This window comes from Streptomyces sp. NPDC028419, from assembly GCF_055565515.1.
In genome coordinates this window covers 280,948-296,493 of record NZ_JBVHUE010000006.1, presented here as the reverse complement: position 1 = coordinate 296,493, position 15,546 = coordinate 280,948, and the positions used below count along the sequence as shown (strand labels likewise).

At 73.0% G+C, this 15,546-nt stretch carries 16 protein-coding genes; 8 read left to right on the top strand and 8 right to left on the bottom strand.

The window, feature by feature from the left end; genetic code table 11:
- Positions 1 to 130 precede the first annotated feature (130 nt).
- A complete protein-coding gene (locus tag ACZ4UB_RS10570) occupies positions 131 to 370 on the bottom strand; it encodes a hypothetical protein (protein WP_468069651.1) in 240 nt (79 codons plus the stop codon).
- A gap of 58 nt (positions 371 to 428) precedes the next feature.
- Here ACZ4UB_RS10570 and map point away from each other — a divergent pair, with 58 nt between their 5' ends.
- Together map and ACZ4UB_RS10560 are read left to right on the top strand one after the other, a co-directional pair.
- Positions 429 to 1,286 carry a type I methionyl aminopeptidase gene (gene map / locus ACZ4UB_RS10565; protein ID WP_468069649.1) on the top strand — a complete coding sequence of 286 codons (858 nt, stop codon included), beginning with the start codon at positions 429 to 431 and terminating at the stop codon, positions 1,284 to 1,286.
- 157 nt (positions 1,287 to 1,443) lie between these two features.
- Positions 1,444 to 2,091 (top strand): biliverdin-producing heme oxygenase, encoded by a 648-nt coding sequence (locus ACZ4UB_RS10560; RefSeq protein ID WP_468069647.1) that lies wholly within the window; start codon positions 1,444 to 1,446, stop codon positions 2,089 to 2,091.
- A 37-nt stretch (positions 2,092 to 2,128) separates the two neighbouring features.
- On the opposite strand, the gene ACZ4UB_RS10555 is transcribed toward ACZ4UB_RS10560, so the two are convergent.
- The 4 genes from ACZ4UB_RS10555 to ACZ4UB_RS10540 all read right to left on the bottom strand — a co-directional run bounded on the left by ACZ4UB_RS10555 (position 2,129) and on the right by ACZ4UB_RS10540 (position 6,239).
- The gene (locus ACZ4UB_RS10555) at positions 2,129 to 2,461 is read right to left on the bottom strand and encodes a hypothetical protein (protein ID WP_468069645.1); all 333 of its coding nucleotides are present in this window, start codon (positions 2,459 to 2,461) and stop codon (positions 2,129 to 2,131) included.
- 100 nt (positions 2,462 to 2,561) lie between these two features.
- Positions 2,562 to 3,212: a PhzF family phenazine biosynthesis protein gene (locus ACZ4UB_RS10550; protein WP_468069643.1), complete on the bottom strand. Its 651-nt coding sequence runs from the start codon at positions 3,210 to 3,212 to the stop codon at positions 2,562 to 2,564.
- Between the two features lie 25 nt (positions 3,213 to 3,237).
- Positions 3,238 to 4,737 (bottom strand): HtaA domain-containing protein, encoded by a 1,500-nt coding sequence (locus tag ACZ4UB_RS10545; protein ID WP_468069642.1) that lies wholly within the window; start codon positions 4,735 to 4,737, stop codon positions 3,238 to 3,240.
- A gap of 59 nt (positions 4,738 to 4,796) precedes the next feature.
- On the bottom strand, positions 4,797 to 6,239 hold the full coding sequence (locus ACZ4UB_RS10540) for an HtaA domain-containing protein (protein WP_468069640.1): 1,443 nt from the start codon (positions 6,237 to 6,239) through the stop codon (positions 4,797 to 4,799).
- A 135-nt stretch (positions 6,240 to 6,374) separates the two neighbouring features.
- Between ACZ4UB_RS10540 and ACZ4UB_RS10535 the strand changes: the two genes are divergently transcribed.
- The 6 genes from ACZ4UB_RS10535 (at position 6,375) to efeU (ending at position 12,950) form a co-directional block, all read left to right on the top strand.
- Positions 6,375 to 7,406: a heme/hemin ABC transporter substrate-binding protein gene (locus tag ACZ4UB_RS10535; RefSeq protein ID WP_468069639.1), complete on the top strand. Its 1,032-nt coding sequence runs from the start codon at positions 6,375 to 6,377 to the stop codon at positions 7,404 to 7,406.
- A 7-nt stretch (positions 7,407 to 7,413) separates the two neighbouring features.
- Positions 7,414 to 8,553 (top strand): FecCD family ABC transporter permease, encoded by a 1,140-nt coding sequence (locus tag ACZ4UB_RS10530; protein WP_468069673.1) that lies wholly within the window; start codon positions 7,414 to 7,416, stop codon positions 8,551 to 8,553.
- A gap of 89 nt (positions 8,554 to 8,642) precedes the next feature.
- On the top strand, positions 8,643 to 9,470 hold the full coding sequence (locus tag ACZ4UB_RS10525; protein ID WP_468069672.1) for a heme ABC transporter ATP-binding protein: 828 nt from the start codon (positions 8,643 to 8,645) through the stop codon (positions 9,468 to 9,470).
- 165 nt (positions 9,471 to 9,635) lie between these two features.
- A complete protein-coding gene (efeO, locus tag ACZ4UB_RS10520; protein WP_468069638.1) occupies positions 9,636 to 10,772 on the top strand; it encodes an iron uptake system protein EfeO in 1,137 nt (378 codons plus the stop codon).
- A gap of 12 nt (positions 10,773 to 10,784) precedes the next feature.
- Positions 10,785 to 12,092, top strand: a complete 1,308-nt coding sequence (gene efeB / locus ACZ4UB_RS10515) for an iron uptake transporter deferrochelatase/peroxidase subunit (protein WP_468069637.1) — start codon at positions 10,785 to 10,787, stop codon at positions 12,090 to 12,092.
- Between the two features lie 18 nt (positions 12,093 to 12,110).
- Positions 12,111 to 12,950, top strand: a complete 840-nt coding sequence (gene efeU / locus ACZ4UB_RS10510; RefSeq protein ID WP_468069635.1) for an iron uptake transporter permease EfeU — start codon at positions 12,111 to 12,113, stop codon at positions 12,948 to 12,950.
- 3 nt (positions 12,951 to 12,953) lie between these two features.
- On the opposite strand, the gene ACZ4UB_RS10505 is transcribed toward efeU, so the two are convergent.
- The 3 genes from ACZ4UB_RS10505 to ACZ4UB_RS10495 form a co-directional block, all read right to left on the bottom strand.
- On the bottom strand, positions 12,954 to 13,526 hold the full coding sequence (locus ACZ4UB_RS10505) for a GNAT family N-acetyltransferase (protein ID WP_468069633.1): 573 nt from the start codon (positions 13,524 to 13,526) through the stop codon (positions 12,954 to 12,956).
- Positions 13,523 to 14,386 (bottom strand): PhzF family phenazine biosynthesis protein, encoded by an 864-nt coding sequence (locus tag ACZ4UB_RS10500; protein ID WP_468069631.1) that lies wholly within the window; start codon positions 14,384 to 14,386, stop codon positions 13,523 to 13,525. The genes ACZ4UB_RS10505 and ACZ4UB_RS10500 overlap by 4 nt, the downstream gene beginning before the upstream one ends.
- 320 nt (positions 14,387 to 14,706) lie before the next feature.
- On the bottom strand, positions 14,707 to 15,480 hold the full coding sequence (locus ACZ4UB_RS10495) for an SDR family oxidoreductase (RefSeq protein ID WP_468069628.1): 774 nt from the start codon (positions 15,478 to 15,480) through the stop codon (positions 14,707 to 14,709).
- Between the last annotated feature and the right edge of the window lie 66 nt (positions 15,481 to 15,546).

The following is a 15,546-nucleotide window of genomic DNA, read 5'->3' as shown; positions in this document are numbered from 1 at the left end:
CCGCGGCGTCTGGTGCGTGCTCTCGCCGTGCCGGGCGGAAGCCCGCGTACTGGACGTACTTGGCTTTCGCCCGGTGCGGCGAGAGTGCGTGCCAGACGCCGCGAGGCAGACGGCACTTTGACGACAGGACCTAGGAAGTGCTGTCGCCCTCCCCCTCTTCCCGGGTCTTGTCGTTCCACTTGGGGTCGTTCTGCCACTCCAGATTCCGCTCCTCGGCGGTCTCCATCGCGTGGTTCGCCTCCTCGGGCGTGGCGTAGGGACCGAAGCGGTCCTTCGCCGGGCACTCCGGCCCCTCCTCGACCTTCTTGTGGACGAGGCAGTAGTACCACTCGCCCGGTTTGCCCACCTGGCGCTTCTTGAACAGAGCCATTCGACGCTCCTTCCTCTGTCGCCAGCTTGCCCGATCACCGCTGGATACACTCGTTCGCATGTCTGGCCAGTCGCTGCTCGTTCCAGGCGAGCTCTCCCCCGCCCTTTCCGTTCCCGGAAACATCCGCCGGCCCGAGTACGTGGGCAAGCCCGCGCCCACTCCGTACACCGGACCGGAGGTGCAGTCGGCCGAGACCATCGAGGCGATGCGCATCGCCGGCCGCATCGCCGCGCAGGCGATGGAGGAGGCCGCCAAGCTGATCGCCCCCGGGGTGACCACCGACGCGCTGGACCGGGTCGCGCACGCGTACATGTGCGACCACGGCGCCTACCCGTCGACCCTGGGGTACCGGGGTTTCCCCAAGTCCCTCTGCGCCTCCGTCAACGAGGTCATCTGCCACGGCATCCCGGACTCCACGGTGCTGCGTGACGGCGACATCGTGAACCTCGACGTCACGGCCTACATCGGCGGCGTGCACGGCGACAACAACGCCACCTACCTGTGCGGCGACGTCGACGAGGAGTCGCGCCTGCTGGTCGAGCGCACCCGCGAGTCGCTGAACCGCGCGATCAAGGCGGTCAAGCCGGGCCGCCAGATCAACATCATCGGCCGCGTCATCGAGTCGTACGCCAAGCGCTTCGGCTACGGCGTGGTCCGCGACTTCACCGGGCACGGCATCAATTCGTCCTTCCACTCCGGCCTGATCGTCCCGCACTACGACAGCCCGCACGCCACCACCGTCATCGAGCCCGGCATGACCTTCACCATCGAACCGATGCTGACGCTGGGCACCCACGAGTACGACATGTGGCAGGACGGCTGGACCGTCGTCACGAAGGACCGCAAGCGCACGGCCCAGTTCGAGCACACGCTGGTGGTGACGGACACCGGGGCGGAGATCCTCACGCTGCCGTAGGGGGTGCCGTGGGGTGCCTTCGAACGCCCTCCTGACAGGGCGGCGGGCAAGGCGTACATTTTTACCGACAGGACGTCGGTAACCGATTGACTTAGGTAAGCCTAAGTAGGAAGATCGGTCGTACCCCTTCCCCGCCCCCGGTCTCTGGAGGTCCGTCTTGGACGCCTTCTCTACGGTCATCCGCGTCGCGTCGCACGAGCAGCACACGGAGGCCGAGACGTCGTCGTTCATGAGCGACCTGCTCGGCGGCAGGCTCGGTGTCGACGCCTACACCCGCTACACCGAGCAGCTCTGGTTCGTGTACCGGGCGCTGGAGGACGCGGCCGAGTCCCTCAAGGACGACCCGGTCGCGGGCCCCTTCATCCAGCCCGAGCTGATGCGCGTCGCCGAGATCGAGCGCGACCTCGCCCACCTGCTCGGCCCCGACTGGCGCGAGGGCGTGGCGGCCCTGCCGGCGACCCGCGCGTACGCCGACCGGGTCGCCGCCTGCGCCGCCGAGTGGCCCGGCGGGTACGTCGCCCACCACTACACCCGCTACCTCGGCGACCTCTCCGGCGGCCAGATCATCCGCGACAAGGCCGAGCGCACCTGGGGCTTCGCGCGCAAGGGCGACGGCGTGCGGTTCTACGTCTTCGAGGCCATAGCCAACCCGCCGGCCTTCAAGCGCGGTTACCGCGAGCTGCTGGACGCGATCGCCGCGGACGACCTGGAGAAGCAGCGCATCATCGACGAGTGCAAGCGCGCCTTCGACTTCAACGGAGCGGTCTTCCGCGAGCTGGGCGCCCAGTTCCCCCTCAGCGCCTGAGCCCCGCACCGCCCCCTCCCCCGTACCGGACGCGCCTCTAGTCCCCGTGGACCAGCCACAGGCCGATCGCGAGGACGAACAGGACCGCCTCGACGGCCTTCGCGTAGGTCAGCGCCAGGACGACGCCCGCGATGCCCGCCGCGGTGCGGCCGGCGCTCAGCCGCGGGGCGCGCCGCGGGAACCAGGTGGACAGCGCCAGGCCGAGCGGAAGCGCGTACCCCAGAGCGAGCCAGGCCGGGGCGTCCCGCAGGTACGAGCCCGCGTACCCGTACGCCGAGGCCACCAGCACCAGGACGGTGAAGAGCGCGGGCGCCAGCGGGCGCTCCTGGATGCCGGCGGTGGCGCGGGGCGCGCTCGGGATCGGGTTCATGCCCCCATGGGACCCGACCGACGGTCATCCTGCCGAGGGCGTTGGTACTCAGTCCGGGCCGCTCGCGTACTCAGTCCGTCTCGGTCCGTCTCGGTCCGCCTCAGTCCGCGAAGCGGACCCGGCCGCCGATGTCGATCGTGCCGTCGGGTCCCGGGGCGGTGAGGATCTGGGAGCCCGCGCCCTGCGTGATGTTCAGGGCCCGGTCCAGCTGGGCCGTCAGCAGGAGCGCCGCCGAGCCCGTCGCCTCGTCTTCGACGATCGCCCCGTCGGGCCGGCGCGGGAAGCCTCGGGCCCGGATCCGGCCCGCCCGCTCGTCCTCCCAGGCCCACGCGTACAACCAGCCCTCGCCCGGCGGCGGGGCAGGCAGCGCCTCGACCTCGGCCGCGCTCGCGTACTGCTCGGTCCGCTTGCCCCCGACCCATTCGGCGCGGGCCGTGATCCAGGTGAACTCCCCGTCGTCGCGGGCCCATACGGCGCCCGCGGGCGGCCTCAGCTCCTCGATGTCCAGCAGCCAGGCCACCCCGACCAGGGGGTGTCCGGCGAAGGCCATCCGGGTGCCGGGGGTCCGGATGTCGACGACCCCGCGTTCGGGGTCGTCGACGAACACCGTCTCGCTGTAGCCGAGTTCGGCCGCCAGCGCCTGTCGGGCCGCGTCATCGGGGTACTTGGCGCCGTCGCGCACGACGCCCAGCAGGTTCCCGTACCGCCCGTCGCCCGCGCAGAACACCTTGAGTACGTCGAGATCGTTCACGCGGGCATTCAAACACGGGCGGTGTTCAGCCGCGCAGGGTCCGGCGCCGGCGGGCCACGAACACCGCGCCCGCGCCGGCCGCGATCACCGCGCCGGAGACGGCGAGCAGGGCGCCCGCGGGGACTTCGGCGCCGGTGGAGGCGAGGTTGCCGCCCGCCGAGCCGCCGACGCTGCCGCCGCCCGCGGTACCGCCCGTGCCGCCGGTGGTGCCCGTACCGCCCGTGGTGCCGGAGCCGGCGGTGGTGCCGCCCGTACCGCCGGGCAGGGTGGCGTCCTTGTCGACGCTGACGGCGAGGTTGATGTCGTCGAAGCGCTCGCCCTTCGGGTACATGGACGCGGAGCCGTTGAGGAAGGCGGCCGAGCCCTCCTGGGTGAGGGCGGCGCGGACGCCGTTGAGGGCGAGCACCCCGTTCGCCGCCTTGTAGTCGGCCTTCGGGAGGCTGAGGGTCGCGAAGGGAACGGCCTTCTTGTCGAGCGTGGGCGTCTTCACGTCCAGGATCAGCACGCCCGTCTCGCCCTCGGCGGTGATCCGCGGGTTGGCGAAGGTCATGTCGATGTGGTGGTCGGCGAACTGGAAGCGCAGGTTGCCCGCGAAGGAGGCGTCGAGCTTGCGGGTCTTGGTGTCCAGCGTGCCCTTGCCCGCGGTGAAGTCGAAGGTGTCGCCGTTCTTGACCGCGCCGTCCGCCGGGGTGACCGTGCCCTTGCCCTTGAGGACGTAGCCGCGGAAGGACTCCTTCAGGCCCCAGGTCAGCTTGCCGCCCAGGATCTGCCGCGGGCCGTCGGCCGACGGGGAGGGCGAGGAGGAGACCGGGGAGGAGGGCGAGGCAGAGGTGGAGGGAGAGGTGGAGGGGGACGCGGAGGTCGAGGCCGAGGCCGAGGTGGAGGGCGACGACGAGGACGACGGGGACGGGGACGGCTTCGGGAACTCCAGCCGGGAGGACAGCGGGTCGCCCGCGAGGCCCGCGTAGTCCGCCGAACCGAGCTGGTCCGCGAACTCCTTGGTGAGCTTGGTGGTCAGCTTGTCCATCACCGGCCCGGTGAAGCCCACCGCGGCCAGCGGGACGCCGGCGCTCGCCACCCCGTTCTTCTTGACGTCGCCGGTCAGGACGCCCGTACCGGTGTCGAAGCGCAGGTTGCCGACGGTCACCTCGAAGCCGTGCAGCGTGGACTTGAAGGTGACGCTGCCCTTGAAGGCCGCGGTGACGACGTGGCCCCCGTCCTTGTCGTACTGGCCGGTGGCCGAGCCGAAGGTGAAGGTGTTGTCGGCGTTCTTCACGGCCCCGTCCGCCACGGTGATCTCACCCTTGGCCATGCCGAGGACGTAGGCGCGGTAGCGCTCCAGCACCCCCCAGGTCAGCGTGCCGTTGACGATCGGGACGGGGGCGGCCTTCTCCGCGGCGGGCCCGGCGGCGGAGGCGGAGGCGGAGCCCACCGCCGTCGCGGGCAGGACGAAGGCGGTGGTGCCGAGCGCGGCGGCGGTGACGACGGCGGCCGCGACGGCGATCGGGCGACGGTGGGAGGACATGGCTGAGGACTCCTGGGAGGGAAAGGAAGGGGGAAGGAGCGCGGGAAGGGGCGTGCGCGTCAGTCGGCCGCGGGGGTGCCCGCCGGGTCGGCCGCGGCCGTACGGCGCTTGCGGACGAACAGGAAGGCGGCGCCGCCGGCGAGGACCAGGACGGCCGCGCCGAGGGCGACGTAGGTCTCCGTGCCGATCGAGGAGGCGGACGCGACCTCGTCGGCGGCTCCCGCCGGGGCGGGGGTGGCGCCCTGCGGGGCAGCGGCCGCCGGGGTGGGCGAGGCCGTCGAGCCCAGGTCGGGCAGGGCCGGCAGCCGCGCCGTGGCGTCGAGCGCGACGGCGAGCGAGACGGGGTCCATCTCGGTGCCCGCCTTGTACATCGAGCCGAAGACCTTGGACCCGCCCTCGGTCAAGGTCGCGGGGGCCTCGGTGAGGACGGCGAGCCCGGGGTTCTTCTCGTCGACCTTGAGCCCCTTGGCGTCGAACTCGGCGAGGGCGACGGCGTTCTCGGTCCTGCCCGCGGTGGTGGCGTCGGCGGTCAGGACGCCCTTGCCGTTCTCGATCCTGACGCGCACCGCGGCGAGCTTGAGGTCGAGGTGGGCCCCGGTGAACCGGACGCTGCCCGCGAAGGCCGCGTCCAGGGTGCCCTTCGCGCCGTCGTACGCGCCCTTGCCCTGCGGGAAGCGGAAGAGCGCGCCGCCGTCCTGCGCACCGTCGGCGAGGGTCCACTTGCCCTGGCCGATCGAGCCGGTGACGTACTCGCGGAAGGTGCGCCGGACGCCCCAGTCCACGGCGGCGTCGGCGAAGGCGCCCTGGGGGGCGGGGGCGGAGACGGCCGGAGCGCTGGGCAGCGCGCCCGGGCTCCGCGCGGCTCCCGCGGCGGCGAGGACGTCGGCCGAGAGCGAGATCGGGTCGAGCGCGGCGCCGGCCGCGTAGTAGCCGGCGAAGGACTGCGCGCCCTGGTCGGTCAAGGTGGCGGGGACGTTGGTGAGGGTGAGCGGGCTGGCGCCGCCCGACATGTCGATCCCGCCGAGGCCGAGGGTGGCGAAGGGGACCTGGGACCGGGTGCTGACCGCGCCGGTGCCCTTGGCCTTGCTGGTCACGTCGACGTAGAGGGTGCCGGCGCCGCCCGCGATCTTCACGGTGGGGTTGCTGACGCTCAGGTCGAGTTCGTAGCTTCCGTCGGGCTTCTGGTGGCCCTGGAAGGTGACGCCGCCGGCGAAGGCCGCGCGGAACTCGCCGCTGTCCGGATCGTAGGAGCCGGTCGCGGAGTGGAAGCGGAAGAGGCTGCCGCCGACGGTGGCCGCGCCGCCCTTCAGCCGGAAACTGCCTTTCGCGACCGGGCCGGTGACATAACTCTGGAAGGACGATTTGACGCCCCAGTCGAGCCGCCCTCCCTGAACCGTGCGGCTCGCGGCCTGCGCGGTGGTCGGGAGCAGCGCCCCCACCAGAGCCGCCAGCAGCGTCGCCAACAGGGCGACGGTGGGCGTACGGACGGGTCGTGCGGACATGAATGTCCCCTCCAGGGTCTGGCAAGTGAGGTTAGGCTAACCTAAGCTACATCTGGCCGGGTGTGGAACCCCTCGGTCGGCCAGATCCCTTCTCACCCCACTCGAACTCCAGTCGGACGACAGGACGGTGCCTTCGTGCCTACGCCCGCCGCGTCACCCCGCTTCCCCCGCCTCGCCGTCGCCCTGGCCGCCGTACTGGCCCTCGGACTGACCGTGACGGGCTGCGGAGGAACGGCAACGACCGCGGGCGCGCCCGCCCGTGCCCCCGCCGCGCCGGACCGGGTGGAGCCGCTCTCGCCCGCGCCCTCCCCGGCCCTGCCGGTGACCGTGCCCTCGGCCGACGGCGCGAGCGTCACCGTGGCCTCGGCGGACCGGATCATCCCGCTCACCGGCAGCCTCAACGAGATCGTCCAGACCCTGGGCCTGGGCGACCGGGTCGTCGCCCGGGACATCACCGCCACCTTCGAACAGGCCGCGAAGCTGCCGGTGGTGACGCGGGCCCACGACGTGTCCGCGGAGAGCGTGCTCTCGCTGCGGCCGACGCTGGTGATCGCGGAGACCACGACCGGCCCGGCCGAGGCGATCCAGCAGATCCGCGACGCGGGCATCGCGCTGCTGGTCGTCGCACCGGCCAAGTCGCTGGCGGACGTACCGAAGCGGATCGAGGCGGTGGCCGGCGCGCTGGGCGTCCAGGACGCCGGCGCGCGGCTGAACCAGCGCACCACGGAACGGATCGAGGCCGCCCGCAAGGCGATCCCGGCCTCGGCGACCGGCTCGGGCAAGAAGCCGCGGGTCGCCTTCCTCTACCTGCGCGGCACCGCCTCCGTGTACCTGCTGGGCGGCGCGGACTCCGGCGCGGGCTCGCTGCTGGAGGCCGCGGGCGCGGTGGACGCGGGCAAGGAGTCCGGCCTGGCCAAGGACTTCACCCCGATCACCAGCGAGGCGCTGGCCGCCGCCGCACCCGACGCGATCCTCGTCATGACCAAGGGCCTGGACTCGGTCGGCGGCGTCGAGGGGCTGGCCAAGATCCCGGGCGTGGCCCAGACCCCGGCGGGCATGGACCGCCGCGTGGTCACGATCGACGACGGCGTCCTGCTGAACTACGGCCCGCGCACGGACCAGGTCCTGACCTCCCTCGTCGCCCAGCTCTACGGCAAGGCCGCCTGACGTGACCCTGTCCTACGACGAACCCGCCGACCACGCCCCGGCGGCCCACTCCCCGGCGGCCCAGGCCCCGGCCCCGGATCCGGTACCAGCGCCCCCGCCCCCGGCCGGGCGCCGCGGGCGCGCCGCGCTGCTCACCACCGCCCTGGTCGTCGCCCTGGTCCTGCTCGCGCTCGTCTCCGCCGGGAGCGGGGCCTACCGGATCCCGGTCGGCGACGTGCTCGGCTCCCTCCAGCACCACCTCGGGCTCGGCGGCGCCCGCCTCGACCGCGTCGGCGAGAGCGTGCTGTGGAACGTACGCCTGCCGCGCGTCGTGCTCGCCCTGCTCGTCGGGGCCAGCCTGGGCTGCGCGGGGGCGCTGATGCAGGGGGTCTTCGGCAACCCCCTCGCCGAACCGGGGGTCATCGGCATCTCGGCGGGCGCCGCCGTCGGCGCGGTCGCCGCGATCGGCCTCGGGCTGACCTTCCTCGGCAACTGGACGGTTCCCCTCTGCGCCTTCGTCTCGGGCCTGGTTACCGTCTCCGCCGTCTACCTGCTCTCCCGCAGCGGCGGCGAGCAGCCCAAGACGGAGGTCGTCACCCTCATCCTGACCGGCATCGCGGTCAACGCCTTCGCGGGCGCCCTGATCGGCCTGTTCGTCTTCTTCGCGGACAGCGGCCAGGTCAACCAGATCACCTTCTGGCAGCTCGGCTCGCTCGCCCAGGCCACCTGGCCCAAGGTGCTCGCCGTCCTGCCGTGCGCCCTGGCCGGTCTGCTGCTCGCCCCCCTCTACGCCCGCGAGCTCGACCTCCTCTCGCTCGGCGAGCGCCCCGCCCGCCACCTCGGCGTCGACGTCGAACGCCTGCGCCTCGCGCTGATCCTGGTGGTCGCGCTGCTCACCGCCGCGGCCGTCGCCGTCGCCGGGGTGATCACCTTCGTGGGCCTGCTCGTACCGCACCTGCTGCGCATGGCCAACGGTCCCGGCCACCGCTTCCTGGTACCCGGCAGCGCGCTCGCCGGCGCCGTGGTCCTGGTCGCGGGCGACCTGGCCGCCCGGACGGTCGCCCAGCCCGCCGAGCTGCCGCTGGGCGTGCTCACCGCCCTGATCGGCAGCCCGTTCTTCTTCTGGCTGCTGCGTCGCACCCGCCGCAAGCAAGGAGGCTGGGCGTGACCAGCATCGCAACGGCCCACGCCGACTCGCCCGACGCCGGCTCACCCGACGCGGCGGCGGGCGGCGCCCGCCGCGGCCGGTTCGGCGGCCTGTTCGGGCGTCGGGGGCGCGGCGTGCCGCGGCGGCCCGCCGCCGGCGGTGTCTTCGCCGAGGCCGCGGGGCTGCGCGTGCGCCACGGCGCGCGCGAGGTGCTGCGGGGCATCGACCTGAGCGTCCGGACCGGGGAGGTGCTGGCGCTGGTCGGCCCCAACGGCGCCGGGAAGTCCACGCTGCTGGCCGCGCTCGCCGCCGATCTGCCCGCCGCCTCCGGGTCGGTACGGATCGACGGCCGCGCGGTCGGTGACTGGCCCGCGCCCGACCTGGCGCTGCGCCGCTCCGTGCTCCCCCAGGCGGCCGCGCTGGCCTTCCCCTTCCCGGTGGAGGACGTCGTACGGATGGGCCGCGCGCCCTGGGCCGGCACCCCCTGCGCCGACTCCGACGACCGAGTGGTGGCCGACGCCATGGCCGCCACCGAGGTCACCGACTTCGCGGCGCGGCCCTTCGCCGCCCTGTCCGGCGGCGAGCGGGCCCGGGTCGCCCTCGCCCGCGTCCTGGCCCAGGCGGCTCCGTTGCTCCTGCTCGACGAGCCGACGGCCGCCCTGGACCTGCGCCACCAGGAACTGGTGCTGCGGATCTGCCGGGAGCGGGCGGCGGCGGGGGACGCGGTGGTCGTCGTCCTGCACGACCTGGGGCTGGCGGCCGCGTACGCCGATCGGGTGGCGGTGCTCCACGAAGGGCGCATCGCGGTCGACGGGCCCGCGGCCGAGGTGTTCGAGGACGGCCTGCTGAGCCGCGTCTACCGGCAGCCGGTGGAGGTCCTGGCCCATCCGCGCACCGGGGCGCCGCTCGTGGTGCCGGTGCGTCCCGGCCGGGCTTGACCTGCGCTTGACCTGGCGTTGGGAATGCCATGACGGGCCCGTGACGGCCCCGTGTCCACCGCGGGGAGGTGAGAGCTGAATCACTGGACGAGTGGGTATCGGTGAGGTAAGCCTCGGTTAAGTTAGGTCCGCCTCACCCAGCCTTCGCCCTCGCCAGGAGCCTCCATGCGATCCGCAGCCCGCTTCACCGTCTTCACCGCGGCCGCCGCCGTGGCCGCGCTCACCGCCGTCACGGGCTGCGCCCAGAAGAGCGACGCGGGCGACGGGGCGATCAAGGTCGCGGCCTCGGACACCGCCTGTGACGTCTCCAAGAAGGAGACCCCCGCGGGCAAGGTCCAGTTCGAGGTGGAGAACAAGGGCTCCAAGGTCACCGAGCTGTACGTCTTCTTCCCGGACGGTCGCATCGTGACCGAGAAGGAGAACATCGGTCCGGGCACCAAGGCGTCCATCACCGCCGAGATCAAGCCGGGCGAGTACGAGGTCGCCTGCAAGCCCGGCATGAAGGGCGACGGCATCCGCCAGAAGCTCAAGGTCACCGGTGAGGGCGGCGAGAAGCGCAGCCCCGAGCTGGACGCAGCCGTCGCCGAGTACCGCAAGTACGCCCAGGCGCAGGCCGACGAGACCCTGCCCAAGACCCAGACCTTCGTGGACGCGGTCAAGGCCGGCGACGTCGAGGCCGCGAAGAAGGCGTACGCCCCCTCCCGCATCGGCTGGGAGCGCACCGAGCCGGTCGCCGAGTCCTTCGGCGACATCGACCCGAAGGTCGACGTCCGCCAGGACGGCCTGGAGGCCGGGCAGGCGTGGACCGGCTGGCACCGTCTGGAGAAGGCCCTGTGGGCCGACAACAAGATCGGTGACGAGGAGAAGAAGCTCGCCGACCAGCTGATCACCGACCTCACCGACTGGCAGAAGCGCGTCGGCACCGCGGAGATCACCCCCACCTCGATGGCCAACGGCGCCAAGGAGCTCCTCGACGAGGTCGCCACCGGCAAGGTGACCGGCGAGGAAGAGACCTACAGCCACACCGACCTGGTCGACTTCAAGGCCAACGTCGAGGGCGCGCAGAAGGCGTACGAGCTGCTCAAGGCGACCGCCACCAAGAACGACCCGGCGCTCACCAAGCAGCTGGACACCCAGTTCGCGGCGCTGAACACGCTGCTGGACAAGTACCGCGCGGACAAGAACGGCTACGAGTTCACCTCGTACGACAAGGTCGGCGCCCCCGAGCGCAAGGAGCTCTCGGACGGCGTCAACGCGCTGGCCGAGCCGCTCTCCAAGCTCGCCGCCGCCGTCGCGAAGTAAGGGGAGGCACCGATGTCCGACACCACTCCCGACCAGGCGCCCGGTTCCGACAGCGCCCCGGCCGCCGCCACCGACGTCACCACCGGCAAGGGCACGGCGCCCTCGCGCCGCTCCGTCCTCGGCTGGGGCGGCGCCGGGCTGGCGCTCGGCGCCGCCGCGGCGGGCGGTACGGTCGCCGCCCTCACCAGCGGCTCCGACGCCGTCCCCGCGGCCTCCGCGGGCGCGGCCGTGCCCTTCCACGGCGAGCACCAGGCCGGCATCGCCACCGCCGTCCAGGACCGGCTGCACTTCGCCGCCTTCGACGTGACGACGAAGGACCGCGCCGAGCTGATCAAGCTGCTGAAGGACTGGACCGAGGCGGCCCGCCTGATGACCGCCGGTCAGGCCGTCGGCGAGGGTGCCTTCGGCGGCCTCGCGCAGGCCCCGCCGGACGACACGGGCGAGGCCGTCGGCCTCAAGCCGTCCCGGCTGACCCTGACCATCGGTTTCGGCCCCGGCCTCTTCGCCAAGGACCGCTTCGGGCTGGAGGGCAAGCGCCCCGACGCCCTGGTGGACCTGGAGCTCTTCCCCGGCGACAACCTGGACCCGGCCCGCTCCGGCGGCGACCTGTGCGTCCAGGCCTGCGCGGACGACCCGCAGGTCGCGGTGCACGCCATCCGCAACCTCGCCCGCATCGGCTTCGGCAAGATCGCCGTGCGCTGGTCCCAGCTCGGCTTCGGCAAGACCTCGTCCACGACGCCCGACGAGCAGACCCCGCGCAACATGATGGGCTTCAAGGACGGCACCCGGAACGTCTCGGGCACCGACGAGAAGCGTCTCGCCCAGCACGTGTGGGCGGCCGCGGGCGACGGCAGCGACTGGATGACCGGGGGCTCGTACCTGGTGGCCCGCCGCATCCGGATGCACATCGAGACCTGGGACCGCACCCCCCTGCAGGAGCAGGAGGACATCTTCGGCCGCGACAAGGGCGAGGGCGCGCCGGTCGGCAAGTCCAAGGAGCGCGACGAGCCGTTCCTCAAGGCGATGAAGCCGGAGGCGCACGTGCGCCTCGCGCACCCGGACAGCAACAACGGCGCCACGCTCCTGCGCCGCGGCTACTCCTTCACCGACGGTACGGACGGGCTGGGCCGCCTCGACGCGGGCCTGTTCTTCCTCGCCTACATGCGCGACATCCGCAAGGGGTTCGTGCCGGTGCAGCGGAACCTGTCGAAGAACGACGCGCTCAACGAATACATCCAGCACGTGGGTTCGGCCGTCTTCGCCGTCCCGCCGGGCGTCCGCGACAAGGACGACTGGTGGGGCCGGACGCTGTTCGCATAGGCGCGGGGAGGAACCGACGTGTTCAGCAACTACCTGATCGGGCTGCGCGAGGGGCTGGAAGCCAGCCTGGTCGTCTGCATCCTCATCGCCTACCTGGTGAAGACCGGGAACAAGGACAAGCTGGGACCGCTGTGGCTCGGCGTGGGCCTGGCCGCCGCGCTGTCGCTGGCCTTCGGCGCGGGCCTGGAGTTCGGCACCTCCGAGCTGACCTTCCAGGCCCAGGAGGCGATCGGCGGCAGCCTGTCGATCATCTCGGTCGGCCTGGTGACCTGGATGGTCTTCTGGATGAAGCGCACCGCGCGGCACCTGAAGAGCGAACTCCAGGGCAAGCTCGACACCGCGCTCGCGATGGGCACCGGCGCGCTGGTGACCACCGCGTTCCTGGCCGTCGGCCGGGAGGGCCTGGAGACCTCGCTGTTCGTGTGGCGTTCGGTGCACGCGGCCGGTGACGGCGCGGGTCCGCTGATCGGCGTGCTGCTCGGCATCGCCACCGCGATCGTGCTGGGCTGGCTGTTCTACCGGGGCGCGCTGTCGATCAATCTGGCGAAGTTCTTCAAGTGGACCGGCGGCATGCTCGTCGTCGTCGCCGCGGGCGTGCTCGCGTACGGCGTCCACGACCTCCAGGAGGCCGACTTCCTGCCCGGTCTGAACAGCAGGGCCTTCGACGTCTCCGGGGCGATCCCGCCGGACAGCTGGTACGGGACCCTGCTCAAGGGCACCTTCAACTTCCAGCCCGACCCGACCGTGCTCCAGCTCACCGTGTGGGCGCTGTACCTGGTCCCCGTGCTGGCGCTGTTCCTCTACACGGCGAAGGCGCCGGCCGCCCGGCCGAAGGCCACGGTCGGCGCCGAGAAGTAGGGGCTACCAGAGCCGGTCGATCGTCCCCGAGTACAGGCCGATCCGGGTCCCCGCGAAAGCGGCCGGGTCGGCCTGAGCCGTGAAGAAGGCGGCCATGACCACCTTGTCGAAACCCGGTGCGTCCGTGGCCAGCGGGTCCTCGGGGGTGCCGCCGACCAGGACGGCCCCGGGCAGCGCCCGGAAGCCGGCCGCCGCGTAGAAGGGGGCCAGCTCCCGGTCGCAGCTGAAGAGGGCGAGGTCCGGCCCCGGTCGCTCCGCCAGGGCGGAGCGCGCCGCCGCGACCAGGTGGCCGCCGTGGCCGCGCCCGCGCGCGTCCGCCCGGGTGACCACCGCGCTCAGGCCGGCGGCCCGGTACGTGCGCCCCGCGTGCCGGACCTCCTTGTGCAGCAGCGTCAGGGACGCGGCCACCGCGCCCGCCGCGTCGAGGAGCAGCAGCGCGCGGGGCGCGAGGGCCGGGTCGTGGCCGGGCGCGGCGCCGGGCCAGGCCCGCGCCTCCAGGGCCTCGACCTGCGCGGCCAGTTCCGCGGGCACCGCGGCCGCGTCGTACGCGAGCACCCGCGACCGCGCCCCGCTCATCGGATGCGCGCTCCCGCGCCGCCGACCCGCACCCGGGGGTCGCCCGCGCGCAGCTCGACGCTCAGCACGCCGGGGCGGCCCATGTCCGAGCCCTGATGCAGGGTCAGGGAGGCGTCGGCGGGGACCAGGCCCAGCTCGCGCGCGTACGCCCCGAAGGCGGCCGCGGCGGCTCCGGTGGCCGGGTCCTCGACCACCCCGCCGACCGGGAAGGGGTTGCGGACGTCGAAGACGTCGGGCGCGGTGCGGTGCACCAGCTGGACCGTGGTGAGGTCCAGGCGCCGCATCAGCGCCTCCAGGCGGGCGAAGTCGTAGGAGAGGTCCGCGAGCCGCTCGCGGGTGGCGGCGCCGAGCACCAGGTGCCGGGCCCCGGCGTAGGCGATCTTCGGCGGGAAGGCCGGGTCGAGGTCGGCGGCGGGCCAGTCCAGGGCGGCCAGCGCCTCGGCGAGGTCGGCCGCGCCGATCTCCTCCAGGTGCGGTTCGACGCTGGTGAGGGTGGCGCGCAGGACGCCGTCGGCGTCCTCGGTCACCGACACGGGGACGGTGCCGGCGCGGGTCGCGAAGACCAGCTCGCCGGGGCCGGTGCGTTCGGCCAGGGCCACGGCGGTGGCGACGGTGGCGTGGCCGCAGAAGGGCACCTCGGCCTTGGGGCTGAAGTACCGCACGGTGAAGCCGCGACCGGCGGGGGCGTCGAGCCCCTCGGGCGGGGCCGTCAGAAAGGCCGTCTCGCTGTACCCCAACTCCGCGGCGATCCCCAACATCCGGGCGTCGTCGAGCCCCCTCGCGTCAAGCACGACCCCAGCAGGATTCCCCCCACCAGCCTCAGCCGAAAAAGCCGTATACCGCAGAATCTCAGTACCCATGACCGCCTCAACTCCCATCCCGTAGCCCTCATTCCCACATCCAGCCCGCCCGGCACTTGAGGGCCCCACACCCAGCCCGCATCCTCGCGGCCAACACCCGCCACATCTAGCCCGCCCGGCGCTTGAGGGCCCCACACCCAGCCCGCGCTCTCACGGCCAACGCCGGCCACATCCAGCCCGCCCGGCGATTGAGGGCCCGCCGGAGGCACAAAAGGTGCGGGCCGGACGCGGCTCCGCATGCCTCCGGCGGGCCCTCAAACGCCGGGCGGGCTGAATTGGGCAGGGGAACGGAAAGGCCCCGCCGGCGATTGAGGCGGGGGTCAGCCGCGGCCGATGTACGGCATCGTCGTCGCCATGACCGTCGCGAACTGCACGTTGGCCCCGAGCGGCAGCTCAGCCATGTGGAGCACGGTCGCCGCCACATCCCCCGCATCCATCACCGGCTCGACCGCGAGCCGCCCATCGGCCTGCAGGATCCCGGTGCTCATCCGCTCCGTCATCTCCGTGGCCGCGTTGCCGATGTCGATCTGCCCGCAGGCGATCCGGTACGGCCGCCCGTCCAGCGACAGCGACTTCGTCAGGCCCGTCATCGCGTGCTTGGTCGCCGTGTAGGCGATGGAGTTCGGGCGCGGGACGTGCGCGGAGATGGAGCCGTTGTTGATGATCCGGCCGCCCTGCGGGTCCTGCGCCTTCATCAGCCGGAAGGCACCCTGCGCGCAGAGGAAGGCCCCGGTCAGGTTGACGTCGACGGCCTGCTTCCACGCCTCGTAGGTGATGTCCTCCAGCGCGACCCCGCCCGGCCCGAAGGTGCCCGCGTTGTTGAAGAGCAGGTCCAGGCGCCCGTACCGCTCGGCCACGGCCGCGTACAGCGCGTCCACGGCGGCCGGGTCGCTCACGTCGGTGGGCAGGCACAGGACCTCCGCCCCCGCCCCCGCACCGGAGCCCGCCAGCTCGGCCGTCTCCGCCAGCGGACCGGGCCGGCGGCCCGCCAGGGCCAGGCTCCAGCCCGCACCCGCCAGGGCGAGGGCGACCGTACGCCCGATGCCCGATCCGGCGCCGGTCACCACGGCGATCTTCTTCGTGCTTGCGTTCATGAGGCCGCAGGGTACGTCAGCCCGAGCTGCGGCCCCCGGCCGTTCCGATAGCTGAGAGCATGGGTC

Excerpts from the sequence above, each read along its gene's own strand:
- ACZ4UB_RS10555 (WP_468069645.1), bottom strand. The coding sequence starts at position 2,461 with ATGAACCCGATCCCGAGCGCGCCCCGCGCCACCGCCGGCATCCAGGAG.
- efeB (WP_468069637.1), top strand. The coding sequence starts at position 10,785 with ATGTCCGACACCACTCCCGACCAGGCGCCCGGTTCCGACAGCGCCCCG.
- ACZ4UB_RS10500 (WP_468069631.1), bottom strand. The coding sequence starts at position 14,386 with ATGGGTACTGAGATTCTGCGGTATACGGCTTTTTCGGCTGAGGCTGGT.
- ACZ4UB_RS10495 (WP_468069628.1), bottom strand. The coding sequence starts at position 15,480 with ATGAACGCAAGCACGAAGAAGATCGCCGTGGTGACCGGCGCCGGATCG.
- ACZ4UB_RS10540 (WP_468069640.1), bottom strand. The coding sequence starts at position 6,239 with ATGTCCGCACGACCCGTCCGTACGCCCACCGTCGCCCTGTTGGCGACG.
- efeO (WP_468069638.1), top strand. The coding sequence starts at position 9,636 with ATGCGATCCGCAGCCCGCTTCACCGTCTTCACCGCGGCCGCCGCCGTG.
- ACZ4UB_RS10545 (WP_468069642.1), bottom strand. The coding sequence starts at position 4,737 with ATGTCCTCCCACCGTCGCCCGATCGCCGTCGCGGCCGCCGTCGTCACC.
- map (WP_468069649.1), top strand. The coding sequence starts at position 429 with ATGTCTGGCCAGTCGCTGCTCGTTCCAGGCGAGCTCTCCCCCGCCCTT.
- ACZ4UB_RS10505 (WP_468069633.1), bottom strand. The coding sequence starts at position 13,526 with ATGAGCGGGGCGCGGTCGCGGGTGCTCGCGTACGACGCGGCCGCGGTG.
- ACZ4UB_RS10570 (WP_468069651.1), bottom strand. The coding sequence starts at position 370 with ATGGCTCTGTTCAAGAAGCGCCAGGTGGGCAAACCGGGCGAGTGGTAC.